At 40.1% G+C, this 19692-nt stretch carries 20 protein-coding genes and 1 pseudogene; 2 read left to right on the top strand and 19 right to left on the bottom strand.

Features of this window, described 5'->3' with window-relative positions; all coding sequences use genetic code 11:
• Nucleotides 1-514: 514 nt before the first annotated feature.
• The 13 genes and pseudogenes from HT669_RS11135 to rplM form a co-directional block, all read right to left on the bottom strand.
• Nucleotides 515-935 (bottom strand): annotated as a pseudogene (locus tag HT669_RS11135) (hypothetical protein); the annotation flags it as partial.
• A complete protein-coding gene (locus tag HT669_RS06135; RefSeq protein ID WP_319637072.1) occupies nt 928-1674 on the bottom strand; it encodes an ImmA/IrrE family metallo-endopeptidase in 747 nt (248 codons plus the stop codon). The pseudogene HT669_RS11135 and the gene HT669_RS06135, both read right to left, overlap by 8 nt.
• Nucleotides 1675-1686: 12 nt before the next feature.
• Nucleotides 1687-2031: a helix-turn-helix transcriptional regulator gene (locus HT669_RS11370; RefSeq protein ID WP_001056000.1), complete on the bottom strand. Its 345-nt coding sequence runs from the start codon at nt 2029-2031 to the stop codon at nt 1687-1689.
• Between the two features lie 487 nt (nt 2032-2518).
• Nucleotides 2519-3469, bottom strand: a complete 951-nt coding sequence (locus HT669_RS06125) for an N-acetylmuramoyl-L-alanine amidase family protein (RefSeq protein WP_172922282.1) — start codon at nt 3467-3469, stop codon at nt 2519-2521.
• Between the two features lie 375 nt (nt 3470-3844).
• The gene (locus tag HT669_RS06120; RefSeq protein ID WP_172924313.1) at nt 3845-5215 is read right to left on the bottom strand and encodes an MATE family efflux transporter; all 1371 of its coding nucleotides are present in this window, start codon (nt 5213-5215) and stop codon (nt 3845-3847) included.
• Nucleotides 5216-5435: 220 nt separating this feature from the next.
• Entirely contained in the window at nt 5436-6602 is a 1167-nt protein-coding gene (gene recA, locus HT669_RS06115; RefSeq protein WP_172922280.1) for a recombinase RecA, read from the bottom strand.
• Nucleotides 6603-6656: 54 nt separating this feature from the next.
• Complete coding sequence (locus HT669_RS06110; RefSeq protein ID WP_172922279.1) at nt 6657-7913, bottom strand: competence/damage-inducible protein A; 1257 nt, start codon at nt 7911-7913, stop codon at nt 6657-6659.
• Between the two features lie 83 nt (nt 7914-7996).
• On the bottom strand, nt 7997-9013 hold the full coding sequence (locus HT669_RS06105) for an LCP family protein (protein ID WP_000239274.1): 1017 nt from the start codon (nt 9011-9013) through the stop codon (nt 7997-7999).
• A gap of 7 nt (nt 9014-9020) precedes the next feature.
• Nucleotides 9021-9539 (bottom strand): GNAT family N-acetyltransferase, encoded by a 519-nt coding sequence (locus tag HT669_RS06100; protein ID WP_000455532.1) that lies wholly within the window; start codon nt 9537-9539, stop codon nt 9021-9023.
• Nucleotides 9529-9972 carry a tRNA (adenosine(37)-N6)-threonylcarbamoyltransferase complex ATPase subunit type 1 TsaE gene (gene tsaE, locus HT669_RS06095; protein ID WP_000288246.1) on the bottom strand — a complete coding sequence of 148 codons (444 nt, stop codon included), beginning with the start codon at nt 9970-9972 and terminating at the stop codon, nt 9529-9531. The genes HT669_RS06100 and tsaE overlap by 11 nt, the downstream gene beginning before the upstream one ends.
• Nucleotides 9973-10161: 189 nt before the next feature.
• Complete coding sequence (locus HT669_RS06090; RefSeq protein WP_000855698.1) at nt 10162-10782, bottom strand: hypothetical protein; 621 nt, start codon at nt 10780-10782, stop codon at nt 10162-10164.
• Nucleotides 10783-11041: 259 nt separating this feature from the next.
• Entirely contained in the window at nt 11042-11434 is a 393-nt protein-coding gene (gene rpsI, locus HT669_RS06085) for a 30S ribosomal protein S9 (protein ID WP_000075973.1), read from the bottom strand.
• Nucleotides 11435-11453: 19 nt separating this feature from the next.
• Nucleotides 11454-11900, bottom strand: a complete 447-nt coding sequence (gene rplM, locus HT669_RS06080; protein ID WP_001044624.1) for a 50S ribosomal protein L13 — start codon at nt 11898-11900, stop codon at nt 11454-11456.
• A gap of 354 nt (nt 11901-12254) precedes the next feature.
• Between rplM and HT669_RS06075 the strand changes: the two genes are divergently transcribed.
• Nucleotides 12255-12572, top strand: coding sequence for a DUF960 domain-containing protein (locus HT669_RS06075; protein WP_172922278.1), 318 nt, complete (start codon nt 12255-12257; stop codon nt 12570-12572).
• 45 nt (nt 12573-12617) lie between these two features.
• Here HT669_RS06075 and folK read toward each other — a convergent pair whose 3' ends face one another.
• From folK to HT669_RS06045, 6 genes are all read right to left on the bottom strand, one after another.
• Nucleotides 12618-13430: a 2-amino-4-hydroxy-6-hydroxymethyldihydropteridine diphosphokinase gene (gene folK, locus HT669_RS06070; RefSeq protein WP_172922277.1), complete on the bottom strand. Its 813-nt coding sequence runs from the start codon at nt 13428-13430 to the stop codon at nt 12618-12620.
• 73 nt (nt 13431-13503) lie between these two features.
• Nucleotides 13504-14058: a GTP cyclohydrolase I FolE gene (gene folE / locus HT669_RS06065; protein ID WP_049541070.1), complete on the bottom strand. Its 555-nt coding sequence runs from the start codon at nt 14056-14058 to the stop codon at nt 13504-13506.
• Nucleotides 14039-15361: a folylpolyglutamate synthase/dihydrofolate synthase family protein gene (locus tag HT669_RS06060; RefSeq protein WP_172922276.1), complete on the bottom strand. Its 1323-nt coding sequence runs from the start codon at nt 15359-15361 to the stop codon at nt 14039-14041. Before HT669_RS06060 ends, folE begins: the two co-directional genes overlap by 20 nt.
• 1 nt (nt 15362) lies before the next feature.
• Complete coding sequence (gene folP, locus HT669_RS06055) at nt 15363-16343, bottom strand: dihydropteroate synthase (protein ID WP_172922275.1); 981 nt, start codon at nt 16341-16343, stop codon at nt 15363-15365.
• A 93-nt stretch (nt 16344-16436) separates the two neighbouring features.
• Nucleotides 16437-17144 (bottom strand): CPBP family intramembrane glutamic endopeptidase, encoded by a 708-nt coding sequence (locus HT669_RS06050; RefSeq protein WP_172922274.1) that lies wholly within the window; start codon nt 17142-17144, stop codon nt 16437-16439.
• Nucleotides 17145-17201: 57 nt separating this feature from the next.
• Entirely contained in the window at nt 17202-18620 is a 1419-nt protein-coding gene (locus tag HT669_RS06045) for an NCS2 family permease (protein ID WP_172922273.1), read from the bottom strand.
• Nucleotides 18621-18809: 189 nt separating this feature from the next.
• On the opposite strand from HT669_RS06045, the gene HT669_RS06040 reads away from it, so the two are divergent.
• On the top strand, nt 18810-19622 hold the full coding sequence (locus tag HT669_RS06040; protein WP_000162353.1) for a Cof-type HAD-IIB family hydrolase: 813 nt from the start codon (nt 18810-18812) through the stop codon (nt 19620-19622).
• Nucleotides 19623-19692: the final 70 nt, after the last annotated feature.

Here is a 19692-nt window from a genome sequence, read left to right as displayed (position 1 = left end):
CTGTCAAAGATGGGATTATGACATCTTTCTTTAAAAAAGTCAATATTTATCGCTTTCTTTAACGAAAAAAATCCCACAAGAACGAATCCTGTGGGGAGATACACATTTTAGAAAAGCTTTCCTTTATTCTATCATTTTTATTACATTTTATCATTCAGTATGATAAAATACAAGTTTTTTGATAAAATAACCAAAAACTACTCGCTATCCCCTCTCACATCACCCTGCATATCGTTTGACATGCGACTGATCGTTCAGGGAAACTTCAAGGACAACTTTTCTCTCATCCCCTATGCAGGTCATTTCTACTCTTATAAGCTCAATTTGACACTTTTCTTCTTCGAAGTGCTCATATGCCTACTGAATAGTGAGTTCGATTTATCCAAATTTATTTTTGTCTATTTTGATGAACACTTCCACGAAGATAGTCTGAAAAAGAATCCGCCCCAATTTTCCTTCTCTTTTTAAGCATATTATTCCAGATATGATTGCCCTCTTGTTCAGTAATAAATTGCGCTTTAAACGCTTCAACCAGTATATCTCCTGTCGTCATATGCTCTAAAGAAAATTCTTCTACATATGGTTTAACATCTCTTAGATTATTACTTCCTAATATCCCATTATGCTTTTTCGCTAAGGAAATAGAAGCCGCTTCTCCCTTACCAATAATCTTGTTACTATCATGATTTCTTGTTAAATCTCTATATAATGCGTATTCTTCAGTTCCAATGTTTATGCTCACAATCTCAGCTGAACCCTTAGTTACCAACTGGTCTATCCTAGATTTTAAATGGGAAATTGTAGGTATATTGATTTCATCATACACCTCTTGTGGAATAACAATTTTACCCGAATAGAGCTTTTCTAAAAGATGTTCAGTGCCAACCCATAAAAATGCTGAAATAATCTGTATCAATAAATACACGACTAGTCAAACGACAACTCCCCCTCTTCATCTAGCCCATATACAATATCATATCTGAAAGCATCTAGTAGCAGTTCCTCGTACTTCCCTTGCGAAATTCTGTTATTTTCTAAAAGTTGTTCAGTCGATTTAATATAGTGTCCTAATACCATTTCCTTTTTACTTTCTGACAAAGGACGATATAAACTTGTATCATAGCCTAATCTTGAAGCTGTCTCTATAACACTAATATCCATATTTTTAATTTCTTCTGCATCAAGGTATCCATCATTCCGCAATCTATATAACATAGCTTTATGACTGATACCATAAAACTGACCCAATTTTATAATATCTTCTACTTCAAGATGAGTTCTATTGGCATTTTCTCTGATTTCCTCAACCATCCTATACAGTGAAGATGGGGAAATTAAAAAATATGAAGCAAACTGATCCGCTTTTCTTTCAGTTTCATCTCCTTCACCAATCAAGATAAGACTGACTGAACTCTTCTTCACCTCATCATAATAAAGATGATACAGTTCATGTGCTAAAGAAAATCTTTGCCTTCCTAATGACATGTCTGAATTGATTACAATGAGACTGGACCGAGTTCCTTTATAACAGACTCCGCTAATATTCTTTCCGAGTCCATAAAATACCAGCGTCAAATTTTCTATCTTTTGTACCAATTTAAAAATATCTATCGGCGCTTCACCATCAGCTCCCAACTTTTTTCTAAGATTTGAAGCTTTATTACTTAAATCCATTTTATCAATCATTTATTTTGTCTCCAATAGCTGATCTATCTCAAATTGATTCAATACAATTTTATTGATTTTCGCTAAAACTTTAAGATCTTGGTCTACTATTTTATTTTTTCTAAACGATATGACACACTGTTGTTCAGCTTGTTCGCCAAACAAAAGATACTCAACCGTACAGCAAAACAGGGCAGATAGTTTCTCAATAACATCCGACGTGATATTCCTTTCACCTTTTTCCATTTTGGCAATCATGCTTTGATTCAAAGACAAATATTCAGCAATCTTATCTTGAGTAAGATTTGAAGATATTCTAAGTTCTTTTATTCTTTTTCCAACATCACATACATTTATCATATTCATACACCTCTCATAAAAAGAATAGCACACTCTTGTCATAAAGTCAATTTTTTAAATAAAAAAAATATGACAAAACAAGGAAGCAATTTATTGATACTGCTTAAAAATCCAAAATTGATGATAGTAAACCTATTTGATGAGTTCCTATCAACAATCATATCTTCAACCTCAAAACAGTACTTAAAGCTATCCGACTCGGTTTACATTGTCAAATTTATACTCAATGAAAATCAAAGAGCAAACTAGGAAACTAGCCGCAGGCTGCTAAAAACACAGTTTTGAGGTTGCAGATGGAAGCTGACGTGGTTTGCACTTTGATTTCTGCAGAGTATTAGACTTTATTTGAACATAACTTTATAGTTTGCTTTTTGATTTTTATTTAATATAGTAGCAAAAATTGAAGGAAATATCTCCACAAGAAAACGCATACTATTAAGCTTTTTCAAGACCTAATAATATGCGCTGTTCTGATTTGAAAGACATTCCATTATTATTTTACTGTTATCAAGCCTTCAGGCTCGACTGTAAATTCTGGTTTCTCTGCTATCGTACCATCTTCTTTAAGGTAATACCATCCATCATTTGATTTGACAAAGGCATTGGAAACCATGTCCCCATTTTGACTATCAAGATAGTACCAAGTCTCCTTGTATTTGATCCAGCCTGTTTTCATAGCACCTTCTCCATCGAAATAGTACCACTTCTCAGCGATTTTCTTCCAGCCTGTCGCCATTTCGCCTGACTGGTCAAACCAGTACCAGTTGCCGTCTATGTGCTTCTTCCAGCGGTCTGCAAGCATATATCCTGAACCGTCAAAGTAATACCAGGTACCATTGACTTTCTCAAACTTATCTTTTGGATAAGAACCATCTGAGTGTACATACCAGGTGCCAGTATCGTTCTGTTGCCATCCTGCTTCAATCGTCAAGCCGTTTTCAATATCCTGCTTAAACTGCTCACGGCTAATACCCCATTTGGCAAGATAAGGATAGGGGTCAATGTGATCTGAATTATTATCGGGTTGGTTATTGGTGCAATATTCGTGTGTCTTGATACCTGCCAAATCGTCTGTATCAAGTGTTTTCGGTATACCAGCTTCATCCGCTAGATTGCGCAAGAGTTCGATATAGAGACGATAGTCAATCAGAAACTCTTCTTTCGATTCATGGCTTTCAATCAGTTCAACTTGTGCATAACCTTCTGCATTCCAACCGCCCCCAACGTCCCAGGCACCATTATCAACAGGTCCTACCTGCATAACACGACCATTACCGACTACGTGTGAAAAGAAGCCCAATTCAGGATCTTTTCTGTAATGGTAGTCAGCCTCATTTTGAACCGTTGAGTTGGGGTTGCCTGTGGAATGGGCATGGACTTGCCTATATGGTTGCACGCCAACTTGAGGCAAATCTGTTCTTAATTTACTCACATCAATTTCCATATTCTACTCCTTATCAATTAAAACAACTTATTTTTTACAATCCAGAGCTAGAAACTCCTTTATTTATACCTCATAAAGAATACAATCTTAGTCACGATTAGGCTTGTAGATAGAACTTCAAAACGCACTATTTTGACACTGTAAATAGGACTGACAAGGTCTGCATTCTATCTACAATAACACCCCAGACTAAAAAGCTTTTCAAAAGTATATTTTTACAGTCTCTATATGTCCTTTTCATAAATACTATACCTTATTATATCATATAAAAGAAGTCAAAAGTCTGTTAAACTATTTTCAAGACCAAACTAAAGATAACAGAACAAGTTTTTTCGATTTTCACTAAAGGAAATGGATTTTATTCAGTAAATCCAACTAGGATTGCACTTTAGTTGCCAAGATGGCCTTACCTTCTTTTATCAAGGGATGACGGAATAGTGAGAAGTACAGTTGAACTGTCATGGCAACCCAGATTAGGGGTTCGCAAAGGATAACTCCCTTATAGCCTGCCCAAGGGATAATCAAGACCACAAAAGCGATTTTCCCAATTAGTTCGATAAAACTAGATACCAGAGGAAGGACTTTTTGCCCCAAGCCCTGCAAGCAATTGCGATAAATCAACAAGAGACTCAAAATTGGATAAAAGGCTGAGCTGATTTGCAGATAGAGACTACCATTTTCTACCAAATAGCTATCCGTCGAACTAGCCAAGAAGGAAACCAAGGCTGGACTGGCAAAAAAGAGGAAGATACAAACAAAAACTGCCCAGGATATACTTAAACGACTGCCGATTCGAAGTCCTTGAACAATGCGGTCTGGTCGCTTAGCTCCAAGATTTTGCGAAGCATAGGTCGTCATAGAAGCAGAGATAGCGGTCATAGGAAGAAGGGCAAAGGCCATAATGCGGCGAGCCACCGTTTGAGCACTAATAATCACTGCACCAAAGGTATTAACAGAAGACTGTAAAATCACACTGCCGATAGATACAATTGAACTCATCAAGCCCATAGCCAAACCTTGCTCCAAGAGATCAGCGTATAAGACCTTATCCCATTTGAAATGCTTGAGTTGAGGCAAAAGTTCTGGCACGCTCTTACGAATATAGTAAAAGCAGAGAACCGCTGATAAGCCTTGCGAAATGATGGTAGCAAGTCCCGCAGATTGAACCCCCAGTTGCAGTTGCGTAATAAAATAGAGATCCAAAACCACATTGACCAGAGCAGAGAAAATCAGAAAACCAAGCGCAGCCAGACTGTCCCCAATAGATCGCAACAAACCTGCAAAAAGATTATAGGCAAAGCTGACACCGACACAGGTCACAATCATAGAAATATATTGATAGGACTGGGGAAGAATTTCTGCAGGGGTATCTAGGTACTGTAAAAGAGGATACAAGCCAAGAAAGCCCAGCAACATAACTACAATACTCAAAAGAGCACCTAAAATCCATGTGGCTGCTACTGCTTCCTTGATTTTAGTGAAATTCCGAGCTCCATAATAACGGGCAATGACAATTCCCATACCATTGCCAACACCAAGAGTAAAACCTACAATCAGGTCAAAAATCGCTGTCGTCGCCCCTACCGCCGCCAAGGATTCTTGACCAAGAAAACGCCCAACAATCAAGACATCAGCAGTGTTATAGAGTTGCTGAAAGATATTAGACAGCAAGATTGGGAAGGCAAAACTCACAAGCGAGGGAAGAATAGGACCATGAATCAGGTCCACTGTTCGTTTTTTATTCATAAGGCTATTATATCAGCTTTCTAGTGGAGCGACAAGAAACAGCAAACTATAGATGATCTGAAAACTTGAACAAAAAACCGAAAAAGCAGTGGATTTCTCCACTACTTTAACAGCTTATACTCAATGAAAATCAAAAAGCAAACTAGGAAGCTAGCCACAGACAGTACTTGAGTACGGCAAGGCGAAGCTGACGTGGTTTGGATTTGATTTTCGAAGAGTATTATTCTTCAATTTCGATTTCAAGTTCATCGCCTAGGTCAAGTGTGACTTCTTCATTCACAGAATCTGCTTGAACTGCTTCATCTTTTTTGTTTTCAGTATCTTGTTCTGAAGCTTCTTCTCCATCAATCAAGCCAAATTTAGAACGGACTTGCTTATCAATTTCATCAAAGATTTCTGGGTGATCTGCCAAGTATTTCTTAGCATTCTCAGAACCTTGCCCAATTTTCTCGTCCTTGTAAGAATACCAAGCTCCTGCTTTTTTGATAATATCCAAATCGCTTGCAATCTTCAAGAGTTCACCAGTCTTAGAAATTCCTTCTCCGTACATAATTTCAACTACGGCTTCCTTAAACGGTGGAGCTACCTTATTTTTTACAACCTTAATCTTAGTTTCTTTACCAACATTGGTTTCTTTTTGGTCACCGGTTCCCTTAATTTGTGTATTACCACGAACATCCAAACGGACTGATGCGTAGAATTTCAAAGCACGTCCGCCAGGTGTTGTTTCTGGATTTCCAAACATGACCCCAACTTTTTCACGCAATTGGTTGATAAAGATAGCAATTGTTTTGGTTTTATTGATAGAAGCACCAAGTTTACGCATGGCCTGACTCATCATACGAGCTTGCAAACCAACGTGGCTATCACCGATATCTCCATCAATCTCCGCACGAGGTACAAGGGCAGCAACTGAGTCGACCACGACAAGATCTACAGCACCTGAGTCAATCAATTTTCCTGCAATTTCAAGACCTTGCTCTCCTGAGTCTGGTTGTGACAAGAGCAATTCGTCAATGTTAACACCAAGGGCCGCAGCATAAGCTGGGTCAAGGGCATGCTCCGCATCGATAAAGGCAGCAATCCCACCTTCTTTTTGCGCTTGTGCAACTGCATGAAGGGCAACCGTTGTCTTACCAGATGACTCTGGCCCATAGATTTCGATGATACGTCCCTTAGGATAACCACCTGAACCAAGGGCAATGTCAAGAGCCAAGGAACCTGAGCTCATCACTTGCACCTTTTGCTCCGCACGTTCACCCAAACGCATGATTGAACCCTTACCAAAGTCTTTCTCAATCAGTTTAAGAGCGTCATTCAAGGCTTTTTCACGTTCTGCCCCAAATTTTTTTGAAATTTCTTCTAATTTTTTTGGTTTTTTCGCCATTCTATTCTCCTGCATTCTAATGGTCCTCAGACCTGTCTACTATTATATCAAAAGTTAGTCACTTAATAAAGCCTTGCGAACTAGGTTAAAGGCATGCATAACAGCAATGTGACGTACATCTGCTCGACTTCTGCCTCCAATATTCACCTTGATGACCTCAGTTCCTTGCTCCTGTGCCAATCCTATGTAAACTGTCCCAGCTGGGTGTCCTTCGAGGCTATCTGGTCCTGCCACTCCAGTCAAACTAATGCCAAAATCTGACTGTGTCTTGCTTCGTGCCTGCTCAGCCATCTTCTGAGCTGTAAATTCAGACACCACACCCTGTTCTTCCAAATCCTTGACAGGAATATCCAACATCCTTGATTTTTCCTCCAAGCTATAGGTCACAAAACCACCCTTAAATATACTGGAAGCACCTGAAAAATCCGCTACATTGGCTTGGAAAAGCCCTGCCGTTAAACTCTCTGCAGCCGTGATGGTTTTCCCTTGTTTTTTCAGTTCTTCTACCACAATACTGGCCAAGCTGGACTCTTCCCCATAACCATAACAAAGGTCTCGGAAAGAAAGTCCTTCAAAAGTCTGACGATCCAAGATTTGATTTTCCAAAATATCCAGCGCCTGATTTGCCTTTTCTTGACTGCTAGCCTTTGTTGACAGGCGCAGAGTGACTTCTCCTGTCTTGGCATAAGGTGCCAAGGTAGGATCGGTCTGATTATCAATTAAATCAGCCAAAATCGTCACCAGCTGACTTTCTCCAATTCCAAAGAAACGAAGAACTCGGGAATACAGCTTGCTCCCTGTCATCAACTTAGGTAGAAGTTGGTTTAAGACCATGGGTTTCAATTCACTTGGCGGACCTGGAAGGACGACGTAGGTCACTCCGTCTACTGCTAATTTTCCTCCAACAGCCAGTCCTGTTTCGTTTGGTAGTGGAATCGCCCCTTCTACAATTTGAGCTTGTCTTTCGTTATTCGGTGTTCGGGCATAGTCTGGTCTCTGGGCAAAAAAGACATCCAACTTCTCCTGAGCCTGAGGATCGAAGACTAATTCTTTCCCTAAAAATTTAGCCAGAGTTTGTTTGGTCAAATCGTCCTCAGTTGGCCCCAAACCGCCTGTCAAAATCACCAGACTGCTACGTTGACTGGCAATCTCAAGTAAAGACAAGAGACGAGCTTCATTGTCTCCTACAGCCGTCTGAAAATAAACATCTACCCCAATTTCTGCTAGTTTTTCCGATAAAAACTGAGCATTTGTATTGACAATCTGTCCTGTCAAAATCTCTGTTCCAACAGCAATGATTTCTGCTTTCATGTTTCCTCCTACCTATCTATTCGTATTTTTTTGAAAAAATCGCAGGAAATTTCCCACGATTGATTTTTTATTTATATCAAAAGTTAATTATCTTCATCACCAACAGGTGCTCTGCCAAATAAATCTTCAAATAAGACCGCATTGGTTTCAAGCTGAGTGACTTCTTCTTGTCCCAAAGAACGTCGGAGTAGATTTTGCATTTCCAACATATGGGCTCTCGAAACAATCTGGTAAGAAACACCTTGAAGCATCTCTCCTTCACCCTGCAACTGCTGAGTTTCAATGGTTTTAAATGAATCTTTATAGCCTAGCAAGTTAGGGATACTTTTTGCAGACAAATCAATATTGGTCTGCATATTGTCACTCAAAGCTTTTAGAATCTCTTGATAATGACCAACGCTATTTAAACTGAGAGCTTTTTCCATGACTTTTTGAATAACTTCACGTTGACGTTTTTGACGACCATAATCCCCCTCAGGATCTTGGTAACGCATTCGTGCATAGACTAGGGCTTCTTCTCCCCCAATATGTTGCTCCCCAACACCGATAGAAATGGTATTAAATTCTTCTTGGTCACTGATAGAAATTGGGAAACCTAGGGTATTATTGACTGTAATACCACCTACTGCATCCACTAGTTTTTGTAACCCTTTCATATTGACCATCACATAGCGATCAATATGGATATTCATCATTTTTTGAATGGTTTCTATAGCAAGCTCTGCTCCACCATCTGCATATGCTGAATTCAGTTTCGCTTCATGAGCCTGACCATTCCCTGATTCAATGCGGGTCAGAATATCCCGCTCTAAACTCATCATTGTTGTTTTTTTCGTTTTAGGATTCACTGTCATCAAGATCATGCTATCACTTCTACCGACCCAAGTTTCAGTTCGTTCAGCATTTCCGGTGTCCACTCCCATTAACAGAATGGTTAGAGGTTCAGTCGCTTCAATAACCTTGGTTTCTTCGCCGATTTTTTTATAGGTTTTAGCTAAGGTTTCTGTCCCTTGTTGATAAATAGTATAAGCAAAAATACCTGCTCCTACTACAGTTACAGAAAGTAAAGCTAGCACCATTCCAATAATTTTTTTAACCATATTTCTACTAATCTATCAGTTTACCCATCAAGTAAACATCGATAAATTTCCCTTCTTCTATATATGCTCCACGCTCTTGGCGACCTTCAATTACAAAGCCATGCTTTTGATACAGATGAACTGCTGCTTGATTACGAGTTTGGACAGTCAGCTGGAGACGACGCAGAATGCCACTTGCTTGTGCCCACTCTATCGCTTCTTCTAGCAACAAACTTCCCAATCCATTATTCCAATATCTTTTTCCAATCACAATGAAGAGATCTCCAATATGATGGACTCTCTTGCGCTGGTCAGCTGTAATATTTACAATACCAGCAATTTTATCATTTAAGAATGCAAGTAAGGTTATCTGATTGTCCGAACTAGCTTGCTTGTTGAGGAATACTTCAATCTCCTCACTGGTCAAGAGAATACCATCTCCGTCTAAGCTGGTAAAATCTGTCTCCAAACTTACACGATTTAAAAAGGCCACTAATTCAGCTGCATCTTTAGGCTCTGCTTCCCTAATGAGCAATTCATACTCCATGTTGAAGCTCCTCTAAGAGTTTTTCTGCACGCAAACCCTTTGCCTGAAAATTTAAACGACGTCCATCTGCTTCTTTTAGAATTTCCAATTCTAAATAAGTATCTGGCAAGGCATCTCCTAAGAGATTTCCCCACTCGATGACAGTCACTCCGCCACCAAAGAGAAACTCATCCAAGTCGATAGAATCCGCATCTCCTTCAATACGATAAACATCTAAATGGAAAAGCGGAAGACGCCCCTCATACTCTCTTACGATAGTATAGGTTGGACTTTTAATCATTTGAGAAATCTGTAAACCTTTAGCAAGTCCTTTAGTAAAGGTCGTTTTACCTGCACCCAGTTCTCCAGTTAAGATTAAAACATCATTCTTTGCTAATAGATGACCCAAACGCTCCCCTAAGGATTGTAGCTCTTCTTCATTTTTTGTGTACATACTCTTATTATACCAAAAACTTTTCTTTTGTGTCTATTTTCCTGCTAAACTTATACTCAATGAAAATCAAAGAGCAAACTAGGAAGCTAGCCGCAGGCTGTACTTGAGTACGGCAAGGCGACGCTGACGTAGTTTGAAGAGATTTTCGAAGAGTATTACCATCATAACATCCATAAAAACAAGCTTTCTCTAAAAGAAAATGAGCGTAGCAATGACCAATACAAGATCTCGGAAAATATGACCATAAAAGGAAACTTCCTTCTTGACCGAATTTGGGACAAGATAGGCTGCAAAAAACAAACCCAGTCCAATATACATCAGAAGAGAGACAATGGTCATTGGATTTCTTAAAAAGAGAAGTGTTGCTAAAATAGTCACCAACACTGTCTTTTTTCTGTCTAGCATAGCAAGAAAATCGCGCATGTATTTTTTCAAGGGTAAAAAAATCAGCAAATCTAGCCCAAATAGAAAGAAAAAGGATGGCAATAAAAAGTCAACTAATTCTTGCTGCAGCGTATTTTTAATGAACAAGTTATCTGACAAGACAAGGACAGCTCCTAATAAATTAATTAAGAGTAACATACTGTAAAAAAGCTTCACTGACTTCTTACTGGCTAGGACACTATGGACTTCTTGCTTACGGGTATAAAGATAATTTACTCCAGCACAGATTCCTGAAACGAAGACCATACTTCCGATGAAAAAAGCTGTACTTTGTTTAAAGGACAAGATGCATTCCTTCCATAGAAAACAGCTACTCAAACTGATTTGAATTAAAGCTAACAAAAATAAGATTCTCATTGTTTTCATCTTTTCTCTCCCTTCCTACCAATCATTATACTAGGAGAAAAGAGAGAACTGTTTTCAATCTTCTCAAATGTCTCTTTTAGACGCTAAACAAACATGAGAGACTACTACTCAATGAAAATCAAANNGCTGACGTGGTTTGAAAAGATTTTCGAAGAGTATAAAGTCGCAACAACTGTGTCAATTGCACCAATTTAGTAAGAAAGTATAAAAAAAGAACACCCCGAAAGGTGCTCTGTATAAGTATAGTAATTCTTTCGAATTAACGTTTACTAAATTGTGATGCTTTACGAGCTTTCTTAAGACCTGGTTTCTTACGTTCAACTTTACGTGAGTCACGTGTAAGAAGTCCTGCACGTTTCAATGAATCGCGGAAGTCTGGGTCTACTTGAAGAAGGGCACGAGCGATACCGTGACGGATAGCTCCTGATTGACCAGCGTATCCACCACCTACAACATTAACGAAAACGTCGTATGAACCTACAGTTGAAGTAACTGCGAATGGTTGGTTGATGACAAGACGAAGGTCAGCGTGTGGGATGTACTCTTCAACATCTTTTTTGTTAACAGTGATTTTACCAGTTCCTGGAACAAGGCGAACGCGTGCAACAGCGTTTTTACGACGTCCAGTACCTGCATATTGTGCTTGTGACATACTTTATTTGTTCCTTTCCTTAGATAAGTCCTGAAATGTCAAGAACTTCTGGTTGTTGTGCAGCATGAGTGTGCTCAGCTCCAACAAATACTTTCAACTTCATACCTTGAGCGCGTCCAAGTGTATTGTGTGGAAGCATACCTTTAACTGATTTCTCGATCAAACGTACTGCATTTTTAGAACGAAGTTCACCTGCAGAGATTTGTTTCAATCCACCTGGGTGGTTTGAGTGAGTGTAGTAGATTTTATCAGTTGCTTTTTTACCAGTTAATTTAACTTTTTCAGCATTGATAACAATCACAAAGTCACCTGTATCAGTGTGTGGTGTAAATGTTGGTTTGTTTTTTCCGCGAAGTACGCTAGCAACTACTGCAGAAAGACGTCCAAGTGGTACATCAGTTGCGTCAACTACGTACCATTTACGTTCAACTTGGCCTGGTTTAGCCATAAATGTTGTTTTGTTCATGATTTCTCCTATATATAGTTCGATTTTTGTTTACGGTGATGGGTGTTCCTTCCCATCGAAAAGTATTTGGAAGGTTCCGGGGCCTTTCAAATGGGGTAAACAATACCGCTTACTATCATACCAAATTTCACCCCTAAAAGTCAATAGATATGAAAAATATTTTTCGGTAACTTCTCAAAGTAACTGAAAGTTATATAATCAAGTTAATTTGGGAATTTACCTATTAACTTCGGGAGATTTTTGGGATTTTTTCCTTATTTTTCCCTGTAGCTAAAATCCTTTTCAAAAAATTACCTTTTCTTGATTTTTAATCCTATTTGTTGTATGATAAGGGAAAAGAAAGGGGGCAGAGATATGGCTTTTACCAATGCCCACATGCGGTCTGCTAGTTTTGGCATTGTTACCAGCTTGCCTGATGATGTCATTGACTCTTTTTGGTATATCATCGACCACTTCTTAAAAAATGTCTTTGAATTGGAGGAGGAACTCGAGTTTCAATTGCTCAATAACCAAGGAAAAATTACCTTCCACTTCTCAAGTCAGCACCTCCCTACAGCCATTGATTTTGATTTTAACCATCCCTTTGACCCTCTTTATCCCCCGAGAGTACTGGTTTTAGACATGGACGGTAGAGAAACTATCCTCCTCCCAGAAGAAAATGACCTATTTTAAAAACTCTAGCCTTCAGTTACAAACTACTGAAAACTAGAGTTTTTTCTATTTTTTCAAAGCATTATACAAGTTACGGATAGGTTGCTTTAATGTCGGATGGATAAAATGAGGCGCAATTTCTTGTAGAGACTCAAGAACAAAAAGGCGTTCCGCTATGTAAGGATGGGGCAAGATGAGGTCGTCTGTGTAAATGACCTGGTCCTCCACAAAGAGCAAGTCCAAATCAATCAAGCGAGGTCCCCAATGCACTTCTCTCACCCGTCCCATCTCTGACTCAATGGCTAACAATGTTTCTAATAAGACTGGTGCTGGTAGCCAAGTCTCTACTTCAATCACTTGATTGGCAAAGCTATCCTGCTCCACTCCACCCCAAGGCTCCGTCGCTAAGACACTGGACTCTTTGAGAATATGAATGCCACGAGCTCGCAGTTTGTCAATAGCTTGCTCCAAGTTCGCTTGCTTATCCCCCATATTACTTCCTAGGGCGATAAAGGCCCGTTGCTTGCGGCGATGGATGGTTACTGAGCAAGTATCTAGTGGCAAATGCACCGGTGCCCAAGGTTTTTTCAGTTCCAACTTCATTTCTTGGACAAGAGAATAGGTCTCAAAGGTACGTTCTACCAGTTTATAGGCTACCGTTTCAATCAAATCTTCACTCGTTTCCTGAAACCAAGTCGTCCACTGCTGACACAGTTCTCCATAATGGACAGAAGCCGTTAAATCCAAGTCTGTCGCCGCCTTGGTCATATCATAGGATAGGATTGCTGAAACGACAAACTTTTGCCCCAACTCCTTCTCACTAGGAAAAAGACCATGATAGGCAAAAATTTCCAAATCCTTAATCTGCAGTTGATCCATAATGATTCCTTTCTAGAAAAATCCGCTTCAAGCGGATTCTTTTTATACTCAATGAAANNATTTTCGAAGAGTATTATAGTCCCATTAAACGATAAGCCTGATCTCGAAGGTCTTTATCTGTTTCAAATAGACCACGAGCTACTGTCGTCAAGGTTGCAGTGCCTGGTTTTCTGACACCACGCATGCTCATACACATATGTTCCGCCTCAATAACAACAAAGGCTCCTTTAGCGCCTAGATACTCCATCAAGGCATCGGCCACTTCGATATTCAAACGTTCTTGAATTTGTGGCTTTTTTGAATAAACTTCAACCGTACGGGCAAGCTTGGACAAACCTGCTACACGTCCATCTGGAATGTAGGCAATATGCGCTTTCCCATAAAATGGCAAGAAGTGGTGCTCACACATAGTGTGAAAAAAGATATCCTTTTCTACCACCATATTATCGTCGATAATCTCAAAGGATTTTGACAAATGTTCCTCCGCTGTTTGACCAAGACCTGAAAAAATCTCTTGGTACATACGAGCGACACGAGCAGGTGTTTCCTGCAAGCCCTCGCGGTTAACGTCCTCTCCTACAGCCTCGATAATCATTTTTACAGCTGCTTCAATTTTTTGTGTATCCATTCTCGTTCTTCCTCTCCATCAGATAGGCTCTCACTTGGCTCAAGAAATACAAGGAACCTGTGACAATCCTAACTGTTTGTTTCTCTTCTTTTTTATCTATCAATTTCTGCTCTAGAAAATCCTGCCAATCTTGGTAGCTGAGATTTCTAGACTTAGCTGCCTCTTTCAGCACGCTTTCATCAGTCGCCCGACTATCGTCAAAATGTGTCAGGGTAAGCTCGGTATCTGGTATTTCCCCCAGCAAATCCAACATATCCTCCAAGGCCTTGGTTTTGATACAAGTAAAGAGGATTTCCTTATGATAATCCGCAAAGCGTTCTTGCAAGGTTGCTAATAAAGCCTTGATAGCATGGGGATTATGGGCCCCATCCAAAATCATCAAGGGATCTCTTGACACAACCTCCAAACGCCCCGGCCAACTTGTTTCTTCCAAGGCCTGAGCAAGCAAGTGATTGCTTGCTAGTTCTCGGCCATCCTCCTGACAAAAAGTATCGAGTAAAGCTATGGCCATCCCAGCATTCTCTATCTGGTGCAAACCAAGCAGGCCAGTCTGGAAGCGACCTTGTCTGACAGCACTTGTATAGTCAAAGACTTCACCTGTAACCACACTCTTTTGATGGCTGACCTGATAATCTGCCCCGTAGGCAAGTCTCGACGCGTCTTTCCCTTCCGCAATGCGGTCAATCACAACCAAAGCTTCTGGAGCGATACGACCTGTTACCAAGGGAATACCTTGTTTGATAATACCAGCTTTCTGCTCTGCTATGGCTTCCAAAGTGTCGCCAAGTAGGGCTACATGATCCAATCCAATGGTCGTAATTCCTGTTAAAATTGGCTGGCAAACATTGGTACTATCCAAAAGTCCACCCATGCCCACTTCCATGATGGCCACATCTACTTGCTCTGAGGCAAAGTAATCATAGGCTATGGCTGTGATAATCTCAAACTCGGTTGTGCCCTGTAAATTAGCGGCCGCTTCTCCCTCCAGCAAAGACTGATAGTCTGCCATAAGGTCTTCTAGCCTAGCCTTGGGAATGGATTCCCCATTGATGCTAATCTGGTCTGTGTAGTGAATGAGATAGGGCGAGCTGAACACACCAACTCTCAGGCCTAGCTTTTCCAGCATATTTTTCAAAAAAGCAATTGTCGACCCCTTGCCATTGGTTCCTCCGATATGGATGACCTTGAGTTTGAGATGGGGATTGTCACGCAAAGCTAACAGTTCCACCATTCGTTCCAAGCCAAAATGCGGTTGATCCGTCCGATAGTGGGCAATCCACTGATTATTTTCAAATTCTTTCATCTTATTTATATTGTTTTAAATCTAGATTTTCCGCTTCATCAGCCAGACGAATAGCGGAGGCAATTTCAACCGCCATCTTGTGACTAGCTACGTCATGCACTCGCACCACTTCTACACCCTGTCTCGCAGCGATACTAGTTACATGAGCCGAAGCCGTGTCCCGATTTCGGAAACCAAGTTCTGTCTCAGGATTGACTTCAAAACCACTTTCTTCAAGGATATTGATGACAAATCGCTTGCGCGAAACTCCAAGAAAGATTGGATAGCCTTTCTGATGGAGTTTATCCAGGTCTCGTAAAAGAAGCAAATTTTCTTTCTTAGTCAAACCAAAGCCAATTCCTGGATCCAACAAGATATTTTCTTGTGCAATACCAGCTTCCTCTGCTCTCGCTAGTGCTCGTTCAAAGAAAGTCTCCATCAACTCTTCGATTGGCAATTTTTCAAAGTCAGCTAACTCTTTTTCTGTAAAAGCTTGACCAAAACCAAAATGAGGAAATATGAGCGAGCTAGGGTGCTGAGGTCGAGCCATAACTGGATTAAACATAATGACTACTTTCGCACCAGCCTTAGCAACCACATGGGCCATTTTTTCATCACCCATGAGACCTGTGATATCGTTGACTAGATTGGCACCAGCAGCCAAAGCAGCCTCTGCCACCTGACTCTTCCAAGTATCAATGGAAATGAGGACATCACTTTCCTTGCGAATCGCTTCGATCACTGGAACAACACGCTGGATTTCCTCTTCTATTTCTATCTCAACATAGCTACTGCCAGGTCGAGTCGATTCTCCGCCGATATCTAGTATACTAGCCCCTTCTGCTATCAATTTACGAGCCTGCTGGAGCGCCTGCTCAAGCGCAAAAAATTGACCACCATCCGAAAAGGAATCTGGGGTTACATTGATAATTCCGCAAATAGCTGTCTTTACATGATTAGCTTTAGTTGACATATCGGTCACTCCCTCAAGGCTCTTCACCATATTATTTCTCTATTTTACCATAAAAAGAAAAAAATGGACACGATTGCATTCATCTTTTTCCCAGTAGAAACAAGTAAGCAATTGTCAAAAATCTTAAACAGAAATCCCTAATGTCCGACTCAAAATCACCACGAGAGCCAACAAACAGAAAACAACCCCATTAACAATCATGTGAAGTAAGATCGACATTTCCAAACGTTGGGTCTTGTAAGCCGTCCAAGACAGAACGATCGACATAACTCCATAAATCAATAAAGAAGGTAAATTACTTGGTTGATGCAATAAAGCAAACACAATCGTACCGACTACAAATCCCAAGTTCTCCTTGCCTCGGAAAATCTTTTTAGGAACAATCCCACGACACAAGATTTCCTCACAAATAGGAGCAAGCAAGGCTAGCAAGAAGAAGCTAGAAATCAGAGAACTATTCTGAACCATGTCGTTAATCTGAGACTGGTTCCCTGTTGTCGTCTCATTTGACAGTTGCAACAAGATAGAACCAAGTATATTTGAACAGATAATGACTAAATAACTTAATCCCAATCGTGCTAGATCCTTAGCTCTAAAAAAAGAAAAATTAAAACTTGCTAACTGCGTTTTACGAGCTCCAAAAATAAATAGTGCCAACACTACAATCGAAATACCAGCAACTATCAGTCCTGACTGTAACAGTGGTACTGCATTTAAAGTTAAAATAGCAGTAACCCCTAAAGGAATCTGATATAAAATTGTCGCTAGCAAGAAGACCAAAAGCCATCCTGCACGATTCAACAATTCTTTCCACATACTTTTCTCTTCCATCATTCATCTCCTAGACTTTGTATTAAAAAAAGGGGGAAATCCCCCTGGGTAATTCTATTATAGGGCCATGCTGATATAGTTAAGGATAAACAAGGCATCCAAAATCCAAATCATTACATGAACATCTTTAGCTTGACCTTTAACAATTTTAGTCAAAGTGTAAGTCAAGAAACCAACTGCAATCCCTTGAGTGATAGAGTAGCTGAATCCCATAAAGATAGATGTGAAGAAAGCAGGAACCGCTTCAGACATATCATCCCAATGAATATTTTTCAAGCTACCAAGCATCATAATCCCAACAATAATCAAGATTGGAGCTGTAGCGGCTGTTGGTACGATCGCTAGAAGTGGACTAAAGAAGCTTGAGATCGCAAAACAGATAGCTACAACCAAGGCTGTCAAACCAGTACGTCCACCTGCACCAATACCAGCAGCAGACTCAACATAAGTCGTTACGTTTGAAGTACCTGCAATGGCACCAATTGAAGTACCAATCAAGTCAGAGTAAAGTGCCTTGTCCAACTTAGCTGATTGGTGATTTTCACCATTTGTCGCTACGATACCAACTTTTTCACCTGTACCGATCAAGGTACCAATCGTGTCAAAAATATCTGTCAATGAGAAGGCAAGAATGGCCATCAGAGTTTCAGGCAAGCGAGCTGTATCTGAAATCAAAGCTCCCAGACCTTCTGAACCAAGAGCTGCACCAAAGACTGTCTTCAAGTCTTCAAAGGCTGCACCAACATGGTTATTAGCAAAATCAATACTAGACAAATCTACCAAACCAACTGCAATAGCAAGAACAGTTGTTGTCAAGATAGAGAGGATAATTCCCCCTTTAATCCCTTTAATGACAAAGAAAATTGTGATAGCAAGTCCTGCAAGAGCCACCAAAACAGCTGGATTATTAAAGCTGACCAAGCCTGGAACTGCTGAAGCATTTGCTGTAATCGCTGCTTGAGCCTTGTCAGCTCCTTCTCCTGCAACCGTGTAGTTCCCTGGATCGATAGAGAATTTCAAAAGTCCAGCATTCTTAATCCCCACGTAGGCAAGGAAGACACCGATACCAGCTGAAATAGCTGAACGAAGGGCATTCGGAATTGATTCAATGATCATTTTACGAACATTTGTCAAGGTAATAATCAATGAAATAATTCCACAGATGAAGACCATAGCTAGGGCTTCTTGCCAAGAATAACCGAGTCCAAATACAACTGTAAAGGTAAAGAAGGCATTGAGTCCCATACCTGGCGCTTGAGCATATGGCAAGTTGGCGTAGAAGGCCATCATCAGGGTACCAGCAACTGCACCGATAATCGTTGCGAGGAATACACCCTGAGCAGGCATTCCTGTTTGCGAAAGAATTTGTGGGTTTACAAAGAGAATATAGCTCATTGCAAAGAAAGTTGTTAAACCAGCGAGAACCTCTGTACGAACGTCTGTACCGTTCTCTTTTAGTTTAAATAATTTGTCCATTATCAATCTCCTTTTAATTTTTACGAACAATAATAGAATTATATCATTTATCATTCACTTTTTCAATGTCTTTGTTTGATTTGTTTAAGAAATTAATCCAATTTCATTTTTTGTTTGGAATCTGCTTTTCTGCCTGCTTTCTGTTATAATAGAAGACATCTTATCTGAAAACACACTAGAAAGGTCCATATGACGAAAAAAATTATTGCAGTTGACCTAGATGGAACCCTGCTCAACTCAGACAGTCAAATTTCTGACTTTACCAAAAAAACCATCAAAAAAGTTGCTGAAAAAGGCCATCAGGTTATTATTACGACAGGTCGCCCTTACCGTATGTCAAAAGATTTTTACCGTGAACTGGGCTTAGACACTCCTATGATTAACTTCAACGGATCCCTTACTCATTTACCAGACCAAGTTTGGGATTTTGAAAAGTGTTTGACTGTAGACAAAAAATATCTGCTAGATATGGTTCAACGTTCAGAGGACATTCAAGCCGATTTTATCGCTGGAGAATATCGTAAAAAATTCTACATTACAAATCCCAATGAAGAAATTGCCAATCCCAAACTATTTGGTGTAGAAGCTTTCCAGCCTGAAGATCAATTCCAGCCTGAATTGGTGACCAAGGACCCTAACTGTATCCTCTTGCAGACCAGAGCCAGTGACAAATATGCCTTGGCAAAAGAAATGAACGCCTTCTACCAGCATCAACTTTCTATCAATACCTGGGGAGGTCCGCTCAATATCCTTGAATGTACCCCAAAAGGTGTCAACAAGGCCTTTGCTTTGGACTACTTGCTCAAGATAATGAATCGTGACAAAAAAGATTTGATTGCCTTTGGAGATGAACACAATGATACCGAAATGCTCGCTTTTGCTGGGAAGGGTTATGCCATGAAAAATGCCAATCCAGAGCTACTCCCTTATGCAGATGAGCAAATTTCCCTTACCAACGACCAAGATGGGGTTGCCAAAACCCTACAAGACTTATTCTTATAACCTATACTGATACTCAATGAGAATCAAAGAGCAAACTAGGAAGCTAGCCGTAGGTTGCTCAAAGCACTGC

This window comes from Streptococcus sp. 2100 (genome assembly GCF_013276335.1).
Taxonomy (GTDB): Bacteria; Bacillota; Bacilli; order Lactobacillales; family Streptococcaceae; genus Streptococcus; species Streptococcus pseudopneumoniae.
Note: the sequence above shows the minus strand (reverse complement) of the source record. Positions and strands in the feature narration are given on the sequence as shown.